Source organism: Iodobacter sp. CM08 (assembly GCF_033446605.1).
Taxonomy (GTDB): Bacteria; Pseudomonadota; Gammaproteobacteria; order Burkholderiales; family Chitinibacteraceae; genus Iodobacter.
Map to the genome: position 1 here is coordinate 1 of NZ_JAWQUO010000059.1, position 17,502 is coordinate 17,502.

Here is a 17,502-nt window from a genome sequence, read left to right on the forward strand (position 1 = left end):
ACAGCAGGTTGGAAATTAGCGCATGCTTGATGTGAAGAACATCGGAAAGCCGTGTGCGGGAAAATCGCATGCACGGTTTGATGAGGGAGGGTAGGTGAAAACCTGCTCTCTACTCTACCACAATGCCAGAAATAATCACCGAGATTGAAATTGTGATGGCAAATTGCTGATACATCACCCCCGTCATGCCGCTCATAAAGGCCACGGGCAAAAACACCGCGCACAGCACCAGCACAATCGCTACTACAGGGCCGGAGACTTCCTGCATGGCTTGAATCGACGCGTCTTTGGCGGCGCAGCCAGTCTCGCGCATAATCCGCTCGACGTTTTCCAGTACCACAATTGCGTCGTCCACCACAATACCAATGGCCAATACCATGCCAAATAAGGTGAGCAGATTGATAGAAAAACCAAACATGGCTAAGCCGGCAAAAGTGCCGAGCAGGGAAACCGGTACGGCAATGCAGGGAATCAGCGTGGCGCGGAAATTTTGCAAGAATAAATACACCACGCAAAACACCAGTACCATCGCTTCAAGCAGGGTGGTGACTACTTTCTCGATTGAGGTTTTAACAAATTTAGTAGTGTCGTAAGGAATGGCGTAGTCCATGCCCTGAGGGAAACGCGTAGAGAGCTCCTGCATTTTGTTGGCAATGGCTTTGGATACATCCAGCGCATTAGCGCCCGGCTGGGCATAGGTCACTAGCCCTACGGATGGTTTGCCATTACGCATGCCGGAAATATCATAATCATTGCCCCCCATTTCTACACGAGCCACGTCTTTGAGTCGGATTTTTGCGCCATCGGGCATGGATTTCACAATAATCGCTTCAAATTCTTTGGGATCAGTGAGGCGGCCTTTTGCGTTGATGGTGTAGGTGAAATCAACCGGATCATGATCTGGCTCTGCCCCCAGCTTGCCCGCTGCAAATTGTGAGTTTTGCTCCTGCACGGCTTTTACCACATCGGCAGGCGTAAGCTTGAGTTGGGCCAAGCGATCGGGCTTTAGCCAAATCCGCATGGCGTAATCGGTGCCGCCCATCATATTGGCATCCCCCACGCCGGGGATGCGTTTTAGATCATCCAGAATATTGAGTAAGGCGTAGTTGGCAATAAAGTTACGATCATATTGGCCGGTGGGCGAGCCTAAGGAGATCACCGATAGCACTTCGGTGGATTTTTTTCTAACGGTGACGCCTTGGCGTTTTACCTCGTCTGGCATTTTAGCGAGCGCCGCTTGTACGCGATTATTAACATCAATGGTGGCTTGGTCGGGATCGGTGCCGATAGCAAAATAGACATTCATGCTCATTTGCCCGTTGGCTGCCGATTTGGATTGCAAATACAGCATATTATCTACGCCGTTAATTTGCTGCTCTAGCGGAGATGCCACGGTTTGGGCAATGGTTTCGGCAGTGGCGCCTGGGTAGTTGGCGCTCACGGAAACAACGGCCGGCACGATATTGGGATATTGCTGAATGGGCAGAGAAAACATGGCGGCTAAGCCTGCCAGCACAATCACAATTGAAATCACCGTGGCAAAGATGGGCCGGTTAATGAAGAATTTAGAAAACATTTAGCCCTCCTTTTTAATGCTGACTTGTTGCCCCGGGCGTACTTTGACTAAGCCATCAACAATAATGCGCTCACCCGCTTTTAGGCCAGATTGCACGATCACTTCGTGTCCTATGCTTTCCCCTAGCTGCACTTTGCGCGATTCAACGATGTTTTTGTCATTGAGCGTCATAACGCGTTTTTCCGCTTGCAGCTGAACAATGGCGCGCTCTGGAATGGTGATGGCTTGCTGGCGAACGCCATGGTCTACAATCACGCGTACAAATTGGCCGGGTAGCAGTGTGCCTTTGGGGTTATCAAATTGCGCCCGCATATTGATGGTGCCAGTAGCCGGATCAATGCGGTTATCCTGAAAATTGATCAGCCCCTTTAAGGGATAGGCCGTGCCATCTGCCAGCATGATTTGGGTGTTTAATTTGCTGCTTGAGCCGGATGCCAGTGCTTGGTTAAAAGCCTGATGATCTTGCTCTGCTACCGAGAAATTGGCATAGAGCGGTGATATTTGCGAAATAGTAGTGAGTGGCAGTGGCGAGCTGCTGCTGATCAAGCTGCCTTCTGATTGCGCTTCTTTACTGCTGATGCCCGCAATAGGGGCGGTGACTTTGGTGTAGCTTAAATTAAGTGCGGCGGTTTTGAGCTTGGCTTGCGCCGTTTGCACGCTGGCCTGTGCCGCGGCAAATGCGCTGATGGCATCATCGTTGTCTTTTTTAGAAACCGCATTCTCTTTAAATAGCGGGGTAATGCGATCTTTATCCGCTTTGGCTTTATCTAACATGGCTTGCTGCCGAGCTAGCTCCCCTTGGGCTAAATCCAATTCTGCTTTGTAAGGCTCTGGGTCAATCTCAAATAAAACCTGCCCTTGTTTGACTGACAAGCCCTCGGTAAAAGTGCGCTTTAGCAAAATGCCGCCAACCTGTGCACGCACTTCCACATCTCGCACGCCGGAGGTTTCTCCGACAAATGTTGAGCGCATGGCAATATCGTGCGGCTGGATCAGAAGTGCCGTCACTTCCGTTAGAGGCGTGGCTGTGAGTGTGGGTGCAGAGTTGCAGGCGCAGAGGAGCAGGGCCAAGCAAAAGGGAAGCGCTTTGGGTGTGTTGGGCATTATCGAACTCTCGTTGCAAATAAAAAGCCCCGTGAACCGGGGCTTGCTGACTGACCAAAAGGGGCGAAGTAATGCTGAGTGGCTGGCTTGGGTTTATCGGTATTCGGTGCGCTTAAGCCGGCCTGGGTGCATATCCGCCGGCGTGACTTCCCCTGATTTAGCTTCCTTTGCCGCTGAATGTGGCTTGCTGTGGGCTTGTGCCTCCATGGGCGGGCGGGCACGTTGCGTGAAGGGAATAATTCTCGGCGTTTTAGTGGGTGATTTGGCTTGAGCGTGGTTTGTTTGACTTGGGTTTGCGGCTTTTTCCGAATGAACGTGATTCATTGCTGGACGGCTTGGCTCTTTAAAGGGAGTCGCACCCGCTGCGCTGGCAAAGGCAGAAAGGGCGAGGCTGGCACTGATGGTGAGGGCAAGAATAGATTTGTTCATGGCTGCTTTCCTGTTAAAGGTGTGGAGCCATTAAACCGTGCCTATGTAAACCGCTTGATGGCTTGGCGGCTCTTTTTGTAAATGGCGTGTAAACAGCGCTCATTTGCTGTCGTTCCCTTGGGGGTGGGCGGGTTATGCTCTTATAGGAAACAAGATATGCGTAGCGTAGGTACATAGCTGTGCCCGTGCGGTAGTGTCATGCCTCTTCGTATAGTGCCAAGCCAATGGCATATGCGGCGTGTAGGGCGGGTGAAACCCGCGAGCAATACTGAAAAGTACGCGGGTTTCACCCGCCCTACGATGATTCGGCGCTTGCTAATATCTCTGGCTAGATTATGGCAAACGCCTACCTTGATGCGCGTAGGGCATAAAAACATGCTTCTTACATTTGAGGCGGGAGTTTGAAATCCGCATATTTAAAAAATATTGTGTCTTCGTGGACGCTTTTTCCTTGCATGGATTAAAGCGCGTTGTGATCAAAAATACTGAGGTGGTGAATGAGCGCACATTTAATTTTGGTGGATGATGATGCAGATTTGCGTGCGCTACTTAGCGATTATTTAGTGGCTCAGGGCTATCGTGTCACTGCGGTGGGGGATGGCGATGCCATGTTGACGGCTATGGCGGCGGTGACGTTTGATTTGCTGATTTTGGATATCATGCTGCCGGGGGAAGATGGGCTAACGCTCTGTCGTAATTTAAGGGTGAATTCTCAGCTGCCCGTGTTGATGCTTACGGCCCGTGGCGATGAGCTGGATCGAATTATTGGCTTAGAAATGGGCGCGGATGATTATCTGCCCAAGCCATTTAACCCTAGAGAGCTCTTGGCGCGCATCAAAAGTATTTTGCGCCGTGCTCCTGAATCAGCGATGGCGACCAAGGCGCGGCGGCTGCGTTTTGCAGGCTGGGAGCTGGATCTGGCCGCGCAATATTTATTAGGTGCAGATGGCGTGGTGGTGGTGCTATCTACTGGGGAATACCGGCTATTGCAAATGCTGGCAGAAAACCCCAACCGAGTTTTATCAAGAGATCAGCTGATGGATGCTATTAATGGCAAAGAGGTGGGGCCATTTGATCGCACGATTGACGTGATGATAGGCCGCTTGCGCCGCCGCCTTGGCGACGATGCACGCGAGCCGCTGCTGATTAAAACCCTGCGCAGCAGCGGCTATATGTTGGCATGTAAGGTGGAGGCTTGTTGATGCGGCGGATAATCAGCGCTCTTGGTGTTGCTCACGGCGGCAGGTTTAAGGGGGGATTAATGCGCTTTTGGCCTAAAACACTATTTGGTCAAATGTTGCTGGTGATGCTCACAGGGCTGTTTATCGCCAATGCCGCTGGAATCTGGCTGGTGCTTAATGATAGAGCTAGGCTGGCTTACGCTTTGCGAACCGAATACGTGGCCCAGCATATGGCCAGCGCCTTGAATGTGCTGAGTGAAACGCCTGATGCTTTTCGCCCGCGCTTGCTTACCGCATTAAGTAATCCAATTAATAAGGTGGAGTTGGGGGGAGACTGGTTGACTCCTGAAGTAGAAACACCAGATACGCGGCATTTTGAATCGCTGGTGCGGGCTCAGTTGCGTAAGCCAGAGCGAGTGCAAGTGGTGTCGATCAAATACGAAGCGCTGCATGGCCCAAAGGATGCTGCATGGAGCGAGCTCACTGAAGGCGCGTTAATGATGGTGACGCTGCAAGGGCAGTTGGCGGATGGCACGGTCGCTACGTTTCATTCATCTAAACTGGGCAATGTGCTGATTCGGGAGCCTTGGCGCATTGTGGGCTGGCTGGCCTTAGTGGCGCTGGCAGCCGCGTTGCTTTCAATTTGGGCGGTACGTCGGCTCACTAAGCCGCTGTCTGTTTTTGCCGCTGCATCAGAAGGGCTAGCAAAAAACCTGCACCAGCCCGCCTTGCCCGAAACAGGGCCAACAGAAGTCGTTCATCTGGCCCGTGCATTTAATAGCATGCAATGCGCGCTGAAGCATTATTTAGGTTCTCGCTCGCAAATGTTGGCCGGGATTTCCCACGATTTACGCTTGCCTATTACCCGTGTGCGTTTACGCCTAGAAAAGCTACAAGACCCCTCGCAAAACATCGCGATTGAGCGCGATTTAGAAGAAATGGAAGACTTGATCGCCGACACGCTGGCTTTTTTACGGGCAGGCAGCAGCGCTGAGGCCGGTGTTAAATTGCATTTTATGGATTTGCTAGAAGGCGTGATCGACGATATGGAAGCGCTGGGGGCGCAAATCAGCTTAAGCGGGCATAGCCGCCCCGTTATCATGGGCTGCCCGCAAGCGCTTAGGCGTTGCCTAGGCAATTTACTGAATAACGCACTGCGCTACGGTGGCGCAGAGATTGATGTCTCGGTACAAGTGCAGGCTGGGATGGTGATCGTTTCGATAGCCGATCAAGGAGAGGGCATCGCTGAGGCGGATTTAGAACGCGTGTTTGAGCCTTATGTACGCCTAGAAACCTCCCGTTCCCGTCATACGGGTGGCAGTGGCTTAGGGCTGGCTATCTCCCGCGCCATCATCCGTGCCCACGGCGGGGAAATATCTTTGAGTAATCGCCTAGGTGGGGGCTTAAACGCTGTGATTCGCTTACCCTTGTAAGTGGTTTGCTTTTGGATGTACTTTTTATGGCTTAGTTTTTGCTTTCTATTTAAATAAGCAAAAACCAAGGAACTTGAAATGAATATTTCTGCAGCCACCCCTCTTAGTATTTTACCCGCCCATCTACGCCCTAAAATACCTTATCAGCCCGATACTCCGGCTGGTGATTCTAGCCAATATGATCCCAGCAATATGACAGATAAAGAAGCGGCAAAATTGGCCACGGATTTATACAACGACGGCAAAATTAGCCTGCATGAGCTTGGCGCGATCATGTTGTCTCATCTCAATATCAATGAAGATGGCTCGCCACGTGCCGATGACGTTAGTGCTCAATCTAAGAAGTGGAATTTTATTGATTACGCCAAAGAAAGCGTACGCGCCTGTCAATCCAGAAATGACGCGCAGGGTATGGGTATTTATCAGCATATTTTGGATGTGCTTAAGCAAACGGCGGCAGAGCCGGGAAGGAAAATTAATACTGCAGCTTGAAAATAATTAGATCACTAGATCAGTGAGCATAAATGGGCGTAGCTTGCCCTTTAATAAAGAGAGAAGTAATAAATGGCTCAGCTTATATCTGTTATTTTTGCAATTAAGCCATCTTTAAACTGCGTAGCATCAGTTATGTCAAATTGAAGCGCAACACCGCACCCCGCATTTGTTGAGCCAAAGCCGAGAGGGCTGCTGCAGATGCAGAGCTTCCTTTTGCCGCGACACTGCTTTGCTCCCCGCCGCCTATTTAGATACCTTTTTTATAATCTTTATACAATTTTTATACCCATCCCCTTGTTTTTAGCAAAGTCTTTACACCGTTTTCCATACAGTGCATGGGTCAACTTCTTTTATGGCTACCCCATGGATCTGATCTATTTTGGCGCTTTATGTGTATTTGCGGCGTGCCCCGCCTTGCTGGTGGTGGCGTGTAGCCGCTTAGGCGGTGAAGCATGATGCTGCTGATTCTGGCCGTTGCTGCGGCACTGCTTGTTTACCTTTTTTATGCCTTGTTTAAGCCGGAGCGTTTTTAATGACTAGCGATGCAATGTTCCAGCTAGGGCTATTTTTATTGGTCTTGCTGCTGCTCTCTTGGCCGCTTGCGGCTGTGATGACTAAAGTCATGCGAGGAGAAATCAATGGTCCTTTGCGTATTTTAAAGCCGATTGAAAACGGCATTTATCGTTTGGCTGGAATTCAGTCCAGCCAAGAAACGGGTTGGAAGTCTTACGCCTTCAGCCTGCTACTGTTTAATTTTGTCGGCGGGGCGGCTTTATATCTGCTGCAACGCGTGCAAGGTGGTTTACCGTTTAACCCGCAGGCTTTGGGGGCGATTAGCCCAGATTCGGCCTTAAATACGGCCATTTCCTTTGTGACTAACACCAACTGGCAGGGGTACGGCGGTGAGACCACTATGTCGTACCTCACGCAAATGCTGGGTTTAACGGTGCAAAACTTCTTATCTGCCGCAACCGGTATTGCTGTGGTGATTGCGTTAATTCGTGGTTTTGCAAGGCATAGCGCCAGCACGGTGGGGAACTTTTGGGTGGATATGACCCGCTCCACTTTATATATTTTGCTGCCGCTTGCTTTGCTGCTGTCACTGGTGTTTGTGGGCCAGGGCATGATTCAAAATTTATCTGCATATAAAGAAGTGCAAACCGTACAGGCCAGCTCTTTCCAGCAGCCTAAGCACGATGCGCAAGGTGAAATCATCAAAGACGCTAAGGGCGCGCCGGTATTGGAAGACGTGGTTAGCCATACCCAGACGCTGGCTATGGGCCCAGTGGCATCGCAAGAAGCGATTAAGTTGCTAGGTACCAATGGGGGCGGGTTCTTTAATGCCAACTCGGCGCATCCTTTTGAGAACCCAACGCCACTTACTAATTTTTTACAAATGTTAGCTATTTTCATTATTCCTGCGGCGCTGTGCTTTGTGTTTGGCCGCATGGTGGGCGATCGCCGCCAAGGCTGGGCCATTATTGCCGCGATGAGCCTGATCTTTGTCGCCATGTACGCCGTGTTGGTTTATGCCGAGCAAAAAGGCACGACCGGTTTGGCTGGCTTAGGTGTGGATCAAATGGCCAGCGTGACGCAAGCTGGCGGCAATATGGAAGGCAAAGAAGCCCGCTTTGGGATTACGGCAACGTCGCTGTTTATTGCGGTGACCACCTCGGCGTCTTGCGGTGCGGTAAACGCGATGCATGATTCGCTAACGCCACTGGGCGGACTGGTGCCAACGGCATTGATGCAGCTGGGTGAAGTGGTGTTTGGTGGCGTGGGCTCGGGTCTGTATGGCATGTTGGTGTTTGCCATCTTAGCGGTGTTTATTGCTGGGTTGATGGTGGGCCGCACGCCTGAATACTTAGGCAAAAAGATTGAAATCTTTGAAATGAAGATGAGCGCGTTGACGATTCTGGTTACGCCCATTTTGGTGCTAACGGGCACAGCGATTGCGCTGATGGTGACGGATGGCACTGCGGGGATTTTAAACCCAGGTGCGCACGGTTTAAGTGAAGTGCTGTACGCATTTACTTCGGCCGCCAATAACAATGGCAGCGCGTTTGCTGGCTTATCGGCTAATACCCCGTTTTACAACGTGATGCTGGGTATTGCGATGTGGTTTGGGCGCTTTTTGATTATTGTGCCGGTGCTGGCAATGGCAGGCTCTTTAGCCGCTAAAAAGCGCCTTAGCGCTACAGGCGGAACGCTACCAACGCATGGGCCTTTATTTGTGGTGCTGTTGGTCGGAACCGTGTTGTTGGTGGGGGCTTTGAATTACGTACCCGCACTGGCACTAGGCCCGGTGGCAGAGCATTTGCAGATGATTGCACCAGTAAAATAACAGTTTTGGGTTTTAATTTTGCGCTGCTTGCATAGGGCTTTGGAAGCCCCTGAGTCCAGCCTAGCGAGGAACAAGCGGCATGGGGTAGTCGTCAATTCGTGTTTGAGCGAAGCGAGTTGAATTGACGCCATGCCGATTGTCCGCAGAGAGGGAACCCCGCGTAGTGGGGCGCAGACGCCGGGGTCGCCTTCTTTGGCTTCGTTTCTTGGCAAAGCAAGAAAGGAAGGCCCACGCGGTGGCTGCCGCACCAAAACCACCGTGCCGCAGGCACTAAACAAATGCCTTAAATGATTTAGGCTTCGGCGGGTTGCACCCGCCCTACACATGGTAAAAAGCGATGAATACTACAGAAGTGAATCGTACTAAGCCCGCCGCAGCGCCTATACCGGCTGCTGTTGTGGCGGCACAGCCTGCAAATAAAAAACTCTCTTTGCTCGATCCACAGCTGATTGGGCCGGCGATCATTGATTCATTTAAAAAGCTAGCGCCTCAAACTCAGCTTAAAAACCCCGTGATGTTTGTGGTGTATGTGGGCAGTATTTTAAGCACGCTGCTGCTGATTCAGGCTTTGCTTGGCCAAGGTGAAGCGGCGACAGGCTTTATTGCCGGTGTGTCGGCATGGCTGTGGTTTACCGTGTTGTTTGCCAACTTCGCTGAAAGCTTGGCAGAGGGCCGCAGCAAGGCGCAGGCTGCTTCTTTAAGAAACACCAAGAAAAATGTAGTTGCTAAGAGATTGTCCGGCCCTGGCCGCAAATATGGCAAATCAATCAGCGACAGCGCTAGCCTGCGTAAAGGTGATTACATTCTGGTGGAAGCCGGTGATGTGATTCCTGCCGATGGCGAAGTGATTGAAGGCGTGGCTTCGGTGGATGAATCGGCCATTACCGGTGAATCTGCACCGGTGATTCGTGAATCGGGCGGTGACTTTACTGCGGTAACCGGCGGTACACGGGTGCTTTCTGATTGGATGGTGGTGCGTGTTAGCGTGAATCCGGGTGAGGCTTTTCTGGATCGCATGATTGCGATGGTAGAAGGCGCTAAGCGTCAGAAAACACCGAATGAAATTGCCCTGACGATTTTACTGGTGGCACTGACCATTGTGTTTATGGTGGTGACCATCACGCTGCTGCCATTCTCGCTATTTAGCGTGGCGGCGGGGCATAGCGGCTCACCGATTACCATTACGGCGCTGATTGCACTCTTGGTGTGTTTGATTCCCACCACGATTGGCGCTTTATTGTCGGCCATTGGTGTAGCAGGGATGAGCCGCATGATGCAGGCCAATGTAATCGCCACATCGGGCCGTGCGGTAGAAGCGGCGGGGGATGTGGATGTGTTGATGCTGGATAAAACCGGCACCATCACACTGGGTAATCGTCAGGCTTCCGCCTTTGTGCCCGCGCCTGGTGTGACCATGGAAGAGCTAGCGGACGCTGCGCAATTGGCGTCCCTCGCCGATGAAACTCCAGAAGGGCGCAGTATTGTGGTGCTGGCCAAGCAAAAATTTAATCTGCGTGAGCGCCAGCTCTTAAGCCACGCCGTTGAGTTTGTGCCTTTTACTGCGCAAACCCGTATGAGCGGCGTGAATTACGATGAGCGCTTAATCCGCAAGGGGGCGATCGACGCTATTAAAAAACACGTGGCCAATATGGGCGGTGCATTCCCTGAAGCGGTTGGCAAGATCGCCGATGAAATCGCCCGCCGTGGCTCAACCCCTTTACTGGTGAGCGATGGCGCTAAGGTGATGGGCGTGATCGAGCTAAAAGACATCGTGAAAGGCGGGATTAAAGAGCGCTTTGCCGAGCTGCGCCAGATGGGGATTAAAACCATCATGATCACGGGTGACAATCCGCTGACCGCTGCCGCCATTGCGGCCGAAGCCGGTGTGGATGATTTCTTGGCAGAAGCCACGCCTGAAGCCAAGCTCGCCATGATTCGCCAGTATCAAGCCGAAGGTAAATTGGTGGCCATGACCGGTGACGGCACCAATGATGCCCCAGCGCTGGCGCAGGCTGATGTGGCGGTAGCCATGAATACCGGTACGCAAGCGGCTAAAGAGGCCGGCAATATGGTGGATTTGGATTCTAATCCCACCAAATTGATTGAGATTGTAGAAATTGGCAAGCAAATGCTGATGACACGCGGCTCATTAACCACCTTTAGTATTGCCAATGATGTAGCCAAATACTTTGCCATTATTCCCGCAGCGTTTGTATCGACTTACCCGCAATTGGGCGCGCTAAATGTTATGGGATTAAATAGCCCGAATTCAGCCGTGATGTCGGCGGTGATTTTTAATGCGCTGATTATTATGTTTTTAATTCCTTTGGCATTAAAAGGCGTGAAGTACCGCGCTCAGGCCGCTGCGCAATTACTGAGAAATAATCTCTTAGTTTATGGTTTGGGTGGTTTATTAGTGCCTTTTGCCGGAATTAAACTGATTGATATGGCATTAGGTGCAATGGGCTGGGTTTAAAAAGGCCTGCTTTTAAAGCGATAGGACTGGCGTATGGACATAATTGGGAATGCACTGCTCATTGTTGTCATGCTGCTGTTGGCCTACGGGGTGTGGCGTTGCGCCAGCTGGTGCTGGCGGCGCTCCCCCACTCTCAGTGAATATTTAGCCAAGCACGCTGCATGCAAGGGGGAGGGGGAAGTGGGGTGTTTCCGCTGTGGTGCCTTCCACCCCTTAGCGGCTGAATATTTGTCTGCTGTGCGTTGTAAAACCCTGTGCCGCTGTTGCAAAACAGTGCTGTGGCGTAGTGATTTCTGATGTGGCGAGCCAGCTTGGCTGGCCGCTTTATTGAGTGATTTACCTTTGAAGCAACCCGTAAGGTTAGCACAAGGATTAATGATGAATGCCCAACTAAGACCCGCTCTTGTAATTTTTGCCCTGCTTTCAGTTGTTACTGGCTTGGCTTATCCACTCATGGTAACTGGCATTGCTCAAGCCACTATGCCTGACCAGGCTAATGGCAGCCTTATTTCAGATCAAGGCAAGACGGTTGGCTCTAGCCTGATCGGCCAGAATTTTAGCGAGCCGCAGTACTTCTGGGGCCGACCATCTGCCACTGGCCCGATGGCTTATAACGGCAATGGCTCTAGTGGCGCTAACTTAGGCCCAACCAATCCAGCCTTGCTAGATGCTATAAAAGCACGGGTTGAAGCACTGAAAAAAGCCCATCCTGGCCAAGCGGGTAGTATCCCCGTTGATTTGGTAACGGCATCGGCCAGTGGCCTTGACCCGCATATCAGCATCGCCGCTGCTCAATACCAATTAGAGCGGGTGTCGGCAGTACGTAAGCTATCAAGCGATAAAGTGAGTAAACTGTTGGCAGAAAACACGGAGGGTCGTCAGTTTGGTGTATTTGGCGAGCCACGTGTCAATGTGCTGAAGCTGAATATCGCACTGGATCAGCAATACCCACTGGCGAAGTAGTCGCTTAAAAAAGGTCTGTAGACTCTGTGTTCTCCCGCCCTCTGTGTCTACAGATTTTAGGTCTTTAACTCCCGCCCCCTCCCATTACCCACAAGCCAATAATGACCGATACTCGCCCCGATCCTGATTCCCTGCTCGATAAAATCAAGCGCACCGATCAACTGGCTGCGCGTGGGCGTTTGAAGATTTTCTTTGGCGCGTGTGCCGGTGTGGGCAAAACTTTTGCCATGCTGGCGGCGGGCCATGTGCAGCAGCGCCTAGGCGTGGGTGTGTTGGTGGGAGTGGTCGAAACGCATGGCCGCAGCGAAACCGCCGCTCAGCTACAAGGCTTAGAAGTTTTGCCTGCGGCCAAAATTGAATATCGCGGTCAATGGCTGCCGGAGTTTGATTTAGACGCCGCACTGGCCTTAAAGCCAACGCTGATTCTGATTGATGAGCTGGCGCACTCCAATGTGGCAGGTTCGCGCCACCCCAAGCGCTGGCAAGATGTGGAAGAGCTGTTGGCGGCGGGGATTGACGTTTACACCTCGTTGAATGTGCAGCACTTAGAGCGCCTAAACGATGTGGTTGGGCAGATTACCGGCATTGTGGTGCGCGAAACGCTGCCAGACCACGTATTTGACGCGGCCAATGAGGTTACGCTGGTGGATTTGCCGCCAGATGAGCTGTTGCTGCGCCTCGCCGAGGGCAAGGTTTATCGGCCTGAGCAGGCCACCCGCGCCAGCCAAAATTTCTTTCGTAAAGGTAATTTACTGGCACTGCGCGAGCTGGCCTTGCGCCGCACGGCCGATCGGGTGGATGCCCAAATGCGTGCGTACCGGGCGGATCAATCTATCCAGCCGGTTTGGCAGGCGCATGAACGCTTACTCATTAGCATCGGGCCGTATTCCGGTGGCGATAAGCTGATCCGCAATGCCTGCCGCCTTGCTGCCAGCTTGCACGCCGATTGCTTGGTGGTGTATGTAGAAACGCCTGAGCTGCAGCGCCAAGGCGAGACTACGCGTAAGCAGGTGTTAAAAACGCTGAAGCTGGCGCAGGAACTCGGCGCAGAAACCAGTGTGTTGGCAGGGGTAGATCTGGTGGATACCCTGTTGGCCTTTGCCCGCAGCCGTAATGTATCCAAAATTGTGGTGGGTAAATCGCAGCGCAAAAATCTATCGCGCTTTTTGCGCCGCCCCTTATCAGAGCGGCTAGTGCAAAAGGCCAGTGATGTAGATGTGTATGTGGTGGCGCATGATATGAGCGACACGGCCACGGCAGATTCATCCCCCAATAGCCTGTTGTTTGATGAAGAAACACCTAAGCTGCAGCGCCATGGCTATCTGGCTGCGCTGGGCGCATCGGCCATCACCACGCTGCTGGCGGCGGGCCTACTGCAAATTTTTGATATGGCCAATGTGGTGATGCTGTATCTGTTGGCGGTAGTGCTGGTTTCGGTGCGCTATGGCCGAGGCGCGGGGGTAATGACTTCGCTATTGTCGGTGGCGTCGTTTGATTTCTTTTTTGTTGCTCCCCGCATGTCGTTTACCGTGTCAGATACCCAGTATTTGCTGACTTTTGGCGTAATGCTAGCTGTGGCCTTAATTATTAGCCATCTGACATCCCGCCTACGTTTTGAAGCTATGGTGGCCACTTACCGTGAGCGGCGTACGCGGGCTTTATACGAGCTGAGCAGAGAGCTATCCGGCGCACTGACTGCCACGCAAATTGTAGAAACCAGCGTGCGTCATCTGGATGGCTTGTTTCAATCAAAAACGCTGCTATTTATTCCTGATAGCGAAGAAAAAGTACGCGTATCACACGAGCATGCCAATGCCGATTTGGGCATCGCCCAGTGGGTGTACGACTATCAGCAGCCAGCAGGGCTGGGAACCCACACCCTGCCTGCCGCGCCTCTACTTTATATTCCGCTGAAAGCGCCGATGCGCACCCGTGGTGTGCTGGCGCTTTTGCCTGGGGACAGCAAACATGTGTTTATACCCGAGCAGCAAAGGCTGCTAGAAACCGCCGCAAGCCAAATTGCGCTGGCGCTGGAGCGGGTGCATTACGTGGAAGTGGCGCAAGACGCCATTGTAGTAATGGAATCAGAGCGCCTGCGTAATGGCGTGTTGTCGGCCGTCTCACATGATTTACGCACCCCGCTAACCACCTTAGTGGGCCTAGCTAGCCTGCTAGATAAAGACGAGCTGCCGCCACACTTGCGGCATATTTCGCAAAGCCTACAAAAAGAAGCAATGCGAATGAATCATATGGTCAGCAATCTCTTGGATATGGCTAAGCTGCAGTCGGGCGTAAAACCCAATAAAGAATGGCAGTTGCTAGAAGAATCCGTAGGCGGGGCGGTCAGGGTGGCGGGGGCGAGCTTGCATGCGCATCAGGTGAAGGTTGAGCTGCCCGCTGATCTACCTATGTTGGAATACGATGCGGTGCTGATGGAGCGGGTGCTGGTTAATTTACTAGAAAACGCCGCCAAATATACGCCTGCTGGCAGTATCATGACGATCAGTGCAAAAAAAGACGGCGCTATGCTGCGGGTTTGTGTCAGTGATAATGGCCCAGGCTTACCAGAAGGCGCAGCCGAGCGTTTGTTTGATAAATTTACCCGTGGCACCGTCGAATCTGGCGCGCCAGGCGTTGGCCTTGGCCTCGCCATCTGCCGCAGCATTGTGCTGGCGCACGGTGGGCAAATCAGTGCCAGAAATCTAGACCCACACGGCGCAGCATTTGAATTTACCCTGCCGATGGGCACACCACCGATATTTGAAAGTGCAGATTGAAAATCCTAAGTTTGTGCCTACAGATCTTTCTTCATTTTCTCGTTTGAAAAATAAATAAGGTCCGCATGTCAGATATTCCAATTACCGTTGTCATTATTGAAGATGAAAAACCGATCCGGCATTTTTTGTCGGCATCGCTGATCGATGCAGGCATGCAGGTGTTTGATGCAGAAACGGGCAAAAAAGGCCTGATCGAAGTCGCCACCCGCAAGCCAGATTTGGTGATTTTAGATTTGGGCCTACCCGATATGGACGGCGTGGCGGTGATTACCCAGCTGCGTGAATGGTGCGAGCTCCCCATTTTAGTGCTGTCGGCCAGAACGCAAGAGGCCGAAAAGGTAAGGGCGCTAGATGCGGGGGCGGATGATTTCTTGACCAAGCCCTTTGGCGTGCCGGAATGCCTAGCACGAATCCGTGTTTTGCTACGCCGCCATGCTCGTGGGCAGAGTGTGCAGCAGGTGCAGGAGTTTGGCCAAGTCAGAATCGATCTGGTCAATCGTCAGGTCTATAAAAGTGATGCACCAGTCCACCTGACGCCGATCGAATATAGGCTGTTAACTACTTTGCTTAGATTCCCAGGCAAGGTGCTGACGCACCGCGAGCTGCTTAAAGCCGTTTGGGGACCATCCCACTCAGAAAGCAGCCAATATTTACGCGTGTATATGGGCCATCTGCGACAAAAACTCGAGGTTGATCCGGCATTGCCACAGCATATCGTCACAGAAACCGGCGTTGGGTATCGATTGATAAGCTAGGCTTTGGCAATCTCTCCACTTAAAACCCAAATTTTGAACCACGGAGAACACGGAGTTTCACAGAGAAAGTCTTCATGTCTTTCTCTGTGGCTCTCTGTGCCCTCTTTTTTTGAAGCGCGGCGCGATAAATTAGCGCGTTTGTGCGCGATAAATGGGTTGCTGACATTTTCCACTATTTGCAAAAGAATTTCACTTTTATCACCAAAGGGGCCGGATGGCCCCTTTGGTTTTGTGATTAAAAGTTTCTTATGATCAGCTCGCCGGATGTTTCTTTGCTGCGGCCTTTGCCGCCGACCGAGTAGTTGATGCCCACTCTCTCTATCGTCAACCCTGCAAATGCTTGCCGCATCTCTGGGATGTCGTTCACTGAGATAATCATGTGGCCGGTGATCGACTTGGCCAGCTCGGCCATGCGCTGGTACTCATGCAGGCCGAACTCTACGCCGTAGCCTGCGGTGCCCCAATAGGGTGGGTCACAATAGAATAGCGTGTGTTCCCGGTCGTACTTCTTAATGCACGCGGCCCAGTCCAGATTCTCTATATACGTCCGGCTTAAGCGTAAATGAGCTGCTGATAGATCCTCTTCTAACCTAAGCAAGTTCAGCCTTGGCGGTGTGGTGGTGGCGGTACCGAAGGTCTGACCATCTACCTTGCCGCCGAAGGCCATCTTTTGTAGATAGAAGAAACGCGCTGCCCGCTGGATATCGGTCAGCGTTTCTTCTGGGGTAATCTGCAGCCATTTAAAGATCTGTCTTGAAGTCAGCGCCCATTTAAATTGGCGGACGAACTCTTCAAGATGATGCCGCACTATCCTATATAGGTTGACCAGCTCGCCATTGACGTCGTTGATAACCTCAACTTTGACCGGCTCTTTTAAGAAGTAGAGCGCGGCCGCGCCGCAAAATGGCTCTACATAGCATGAGTGCTCTGGAAATAAAGGCAGGATGTGTTTGGCTAACCTGCGCTTTCCACCCATCCAAGGAATAATCGGTGTTGTATTTAATTGCAACATCTGCAAGCCTCTTTCAAATAATGAAAAAACCCTTTAGGCTTGCCTTTCCGTAGCTACGGTTAGGCAGTCTTTGGGGTGACTTGCAGGCATATTCTGCGGGTTAGCTGGCCAGTCGGGTGCTCCAACACCTGGCTGGTCGCTGTCTTCTACTTCAACTAATCCGTCCGCCTAAAATCTCCGCATGTCTTGCTGGAGTAATCAATTTTTTCTCTTCCAGATAGGTTAGCGCTAGGCGGGTCGACTGCAGGCTCAGGTCAACCTGTGTCAGGCGCGGATCGTCAATGATGCTAAAAAAGTCCGCGATATATTCATCTGTTGCACGTAGCGCCTTTATGGCCACACGCTCAGCAGGCAGAAACAGCAGCTTGAATTCTGGTGGCGAGAGTAGCAACACTTTCGTAGGTGCCACCACCGCTACAGGGTAAAAATCGTTGCCGTCATAGCGATCGCCCAAGGCAACCTCATGCCCGAAAATCAGCGGTACCACGCACTGTAGCCCTGCCAGCTCTTCGCCTACAGTGCTGGTGACATGAGCGACCACCCCGTCACGGATATATGCATATAGTTGAGTCATGGCATTGCCCTAAATAAATTCAAAGTGAATATGGCCACATGTTGGCTCATTGGGACTAATTGTTGCCATATTTGCCATTGGCAACCCAGCGGAAAATAACAGTGTTTCACCAGGAGTCACGTCCACCTTAAACCGTGCAACCCCTTCACCCCCGCCGCCAGCTGGTGAGCTTGCCGACCCAGCAGCGCCCGCGCCATACCCTATCCCTCGGCCACGGACTCCTGCTTTGGCTAAAATAGAGCCACCTCCAGCGGCATAGCTGAGGGCTGCGTCAATCACGGACACCACGCTTTGGGTTTATTTCTAATTTTCTAGCTCAAACTGCTTAGCAAATACCGCTGGTGCCTCGTCGTTCAGACGCGAATGGCGACGGATCCGATTGT

General features: G+C 51.9%; 15 protein-coding genes. 9 read left to right on the top strand and 6 right to left on the bottom strand.

All coding sequences use genetic code 11. The annotated features are described in order from the left end of the window. Window positions 1–109: 109 nt before the first annotated feature. The 3 genes from R6242_RS20945 to R6242_RS20955 all read right to left on the bottom strand — a co-directional run bounded on the left by R6242_RS20945 (window position 110) and on the right by R6242_RS20955 (window position 3,109). Window positions 110–1,576 (bottom strand): efflux RND transporter permease subunit, encoded by a 1,467-nt coding sequence (locus tag R6242_RS20945; protein ID WP_318430611.1) that lies wholly within the window; start codon window positions 1,574–1,576, stop codon window positions 110–112. Beyond that, entirely contained in the window at window positions 1,577–2,680 is a 1,104-nt protein-coding gene (locus tag R6242_RS20950) for an efflux RND transporter periplasmic adaptor subunit (RefSeq protein ID WP_318430613.1), read from the bottom strand. 93 nt (window positions 2,681–2,773) lie between these two features. Further along, a complete protein-coding gene (locus R6242_RS20955) occupies window positions 2,774–3,109 on the bottom strand; it encodes a hypothetical protein (RefSeq protein ID WP_318430615.1) in 336 nt (111 codons plus the stop codon). Window positions 3,110–3,606: 497 nt separating this feature from the next. On the opposite strand from R6242_RS20955, the gene R6242_RS20960 reads away from it, so the two are divergent. The 9 genes from R6242_RS20960 (at window position 3,607) to R6242_RS20995 (ending at window position 15,533) form a co-directional block, all read left to right on the top strand. Next, window positions 3,607–4,311 carry a response regulator gene (locus R6242_RS20960; protein WP_318430617.1) on the top strand — a complete coding sequence of 235 codons (705 nt, stop codon included), beginning with the start codon at window positions 3,607–3,609 and terminating at the stop codon, window positions 4,309–4,311. A gap of 59 nt (window positions 4,312–4,370) precedes the next feature. Then, complete coding sequence (locus R6242_RS20965) at window positions 4,371–5,723, top strand: ATP-binding protein (protein ID WP_318430620.1); 1,353 nt, start codon at window positions 4,371–4,373, stop codon at window positions 5,721–5,723. Between the two features lie 78 nt (window positions 5,724–5,801). After that, entirely contained in the window at window positions 5,802–6,215 is a 414-nt protein-coding gene (locus tag R6242_RS20970; RefSeq protein WP_318430622.1) for a hypothetical protein, read from the top strand. Window positions 6,216–6,673: 458 nt separating this feature from the next. Beyond that, on the top strand, window positions 6,674–6,751 hold the full coding sequence (kdpF, locus tag R6242_RS22345; RefSeq protein WP_412100738.1) for a K(+)-transporting ATPase subunit F: 78 nt from the start codon (window positions 6,674–6,676) through the stop codon (window positions 6,749–6,751). Next, window positions 6,751–8,562 carry a potassium-transporting ATPase subunit KdpA gene (gene kdpA, locus R6242_RS20975; protein ID WP_318430624.1) on the top strand — a complete coding sequence of 604 codons (1,812 nt, stop codon included), beginning with the start codon at window positions 6,751–6,753 and terminating at the stop codon, window positions 8,560–8,562. The genes kdpF and kdpA overlap by 1 nt, the downstream gene beginning before the upstream one ends. 337 nt (window positions 8,563–8,899) lie before the next feature. Next, on the top strand, window positions 8,900–11,038 hold the full coding sequence (kdpB, locus tag R6242_RS20980) for a potassium-transporting ATPase subunit KdpB (protein WP_318430626.1): 2,139 nt from the start codon (window positions 8,900–8,902) through the stop codon (window positions 11,036–11,038). 375 nt (window positions 11,039–11,413) lie between these two features. Next, complete coding sequence (gene kdpC / locus R6242_RS20985) at window positions 11,414–12,001, top strand: potassium-transporting ATPase subunit KdpC (protein ID WP_318430628.1); 588 nt, start codon at window positions 11,414–11,416, stop codon at window positions 11,999–12,001. Between the two features lie 101 nt (window positions 12,002–12,102). Continuing rightward, the gene (locus R6242_RS20990; protein WP_318430630.1) at window positions 12,103–14,778 is read left to right on the top strand and encodes a DUF4118 domain-containing protein; all 2,676 of its coding nucleotides are present in this window, start codon (window positions 12,103–12,105) and stop codon (window positions 14,776–14,778) included. 65 nt (window positions 14,779–14,843) lie between these two features. Beyond that, window positions 14,844–15,533 carry a response regulator gene (locus R6242_RS20995; protein WP_318430632.1) on the top strand — a complete coding sequence of 230 codons (690 nt, stop codon included), beginning with the start codon at window positions 14,844–14,846 and terminating at the stop codon, window positions 15,531–15,533. A gap of 235 nt (window positions 15,534–15,768) precedes the next feature. On the opposite strand, the gene R6242_RS21000 is transcribed toward R6242_RS20995, so the two are convergent. From R6242_RS21000 to R6242_RS21010, 3 genes are all read right to left on the bottom strand, one after another. Next, window positions 15,769–16,545 (bottom strand): DNA adenine methylase, encoded by a 777-nt coding sequence (locus R6242_RS21000; protein WP_318430634.1) that lies wholly within the window; start codon window positions 16,543–16,545, stop codon window positions 15,769–15,771. Between the two features lie 151 nt (window positions 16,546–16,696). Then, entirely contained in the window at window positions 16,697–17,119 is a 423-nt protein-coding gene (locus R6242_RS21005; protein ID WP_318430635.1) for a hypothetical protein, read from the bottom strand. Window positions 17,120–17,128: 9 nt separating this feature from the next. Next, window positions 17,129–17,398 (bottom strand): hypothetical protein, encoded by a 270-nt coding sequence (locus tag R6242_RS21010; protein ID WP_318430637.1) that lies wholly within the window; start codon window positions 17,396–17,398, stop codon window positions 17,129–17,131. Window positions 17,399–17,502 lie beyond the last annotated feature (104 nt).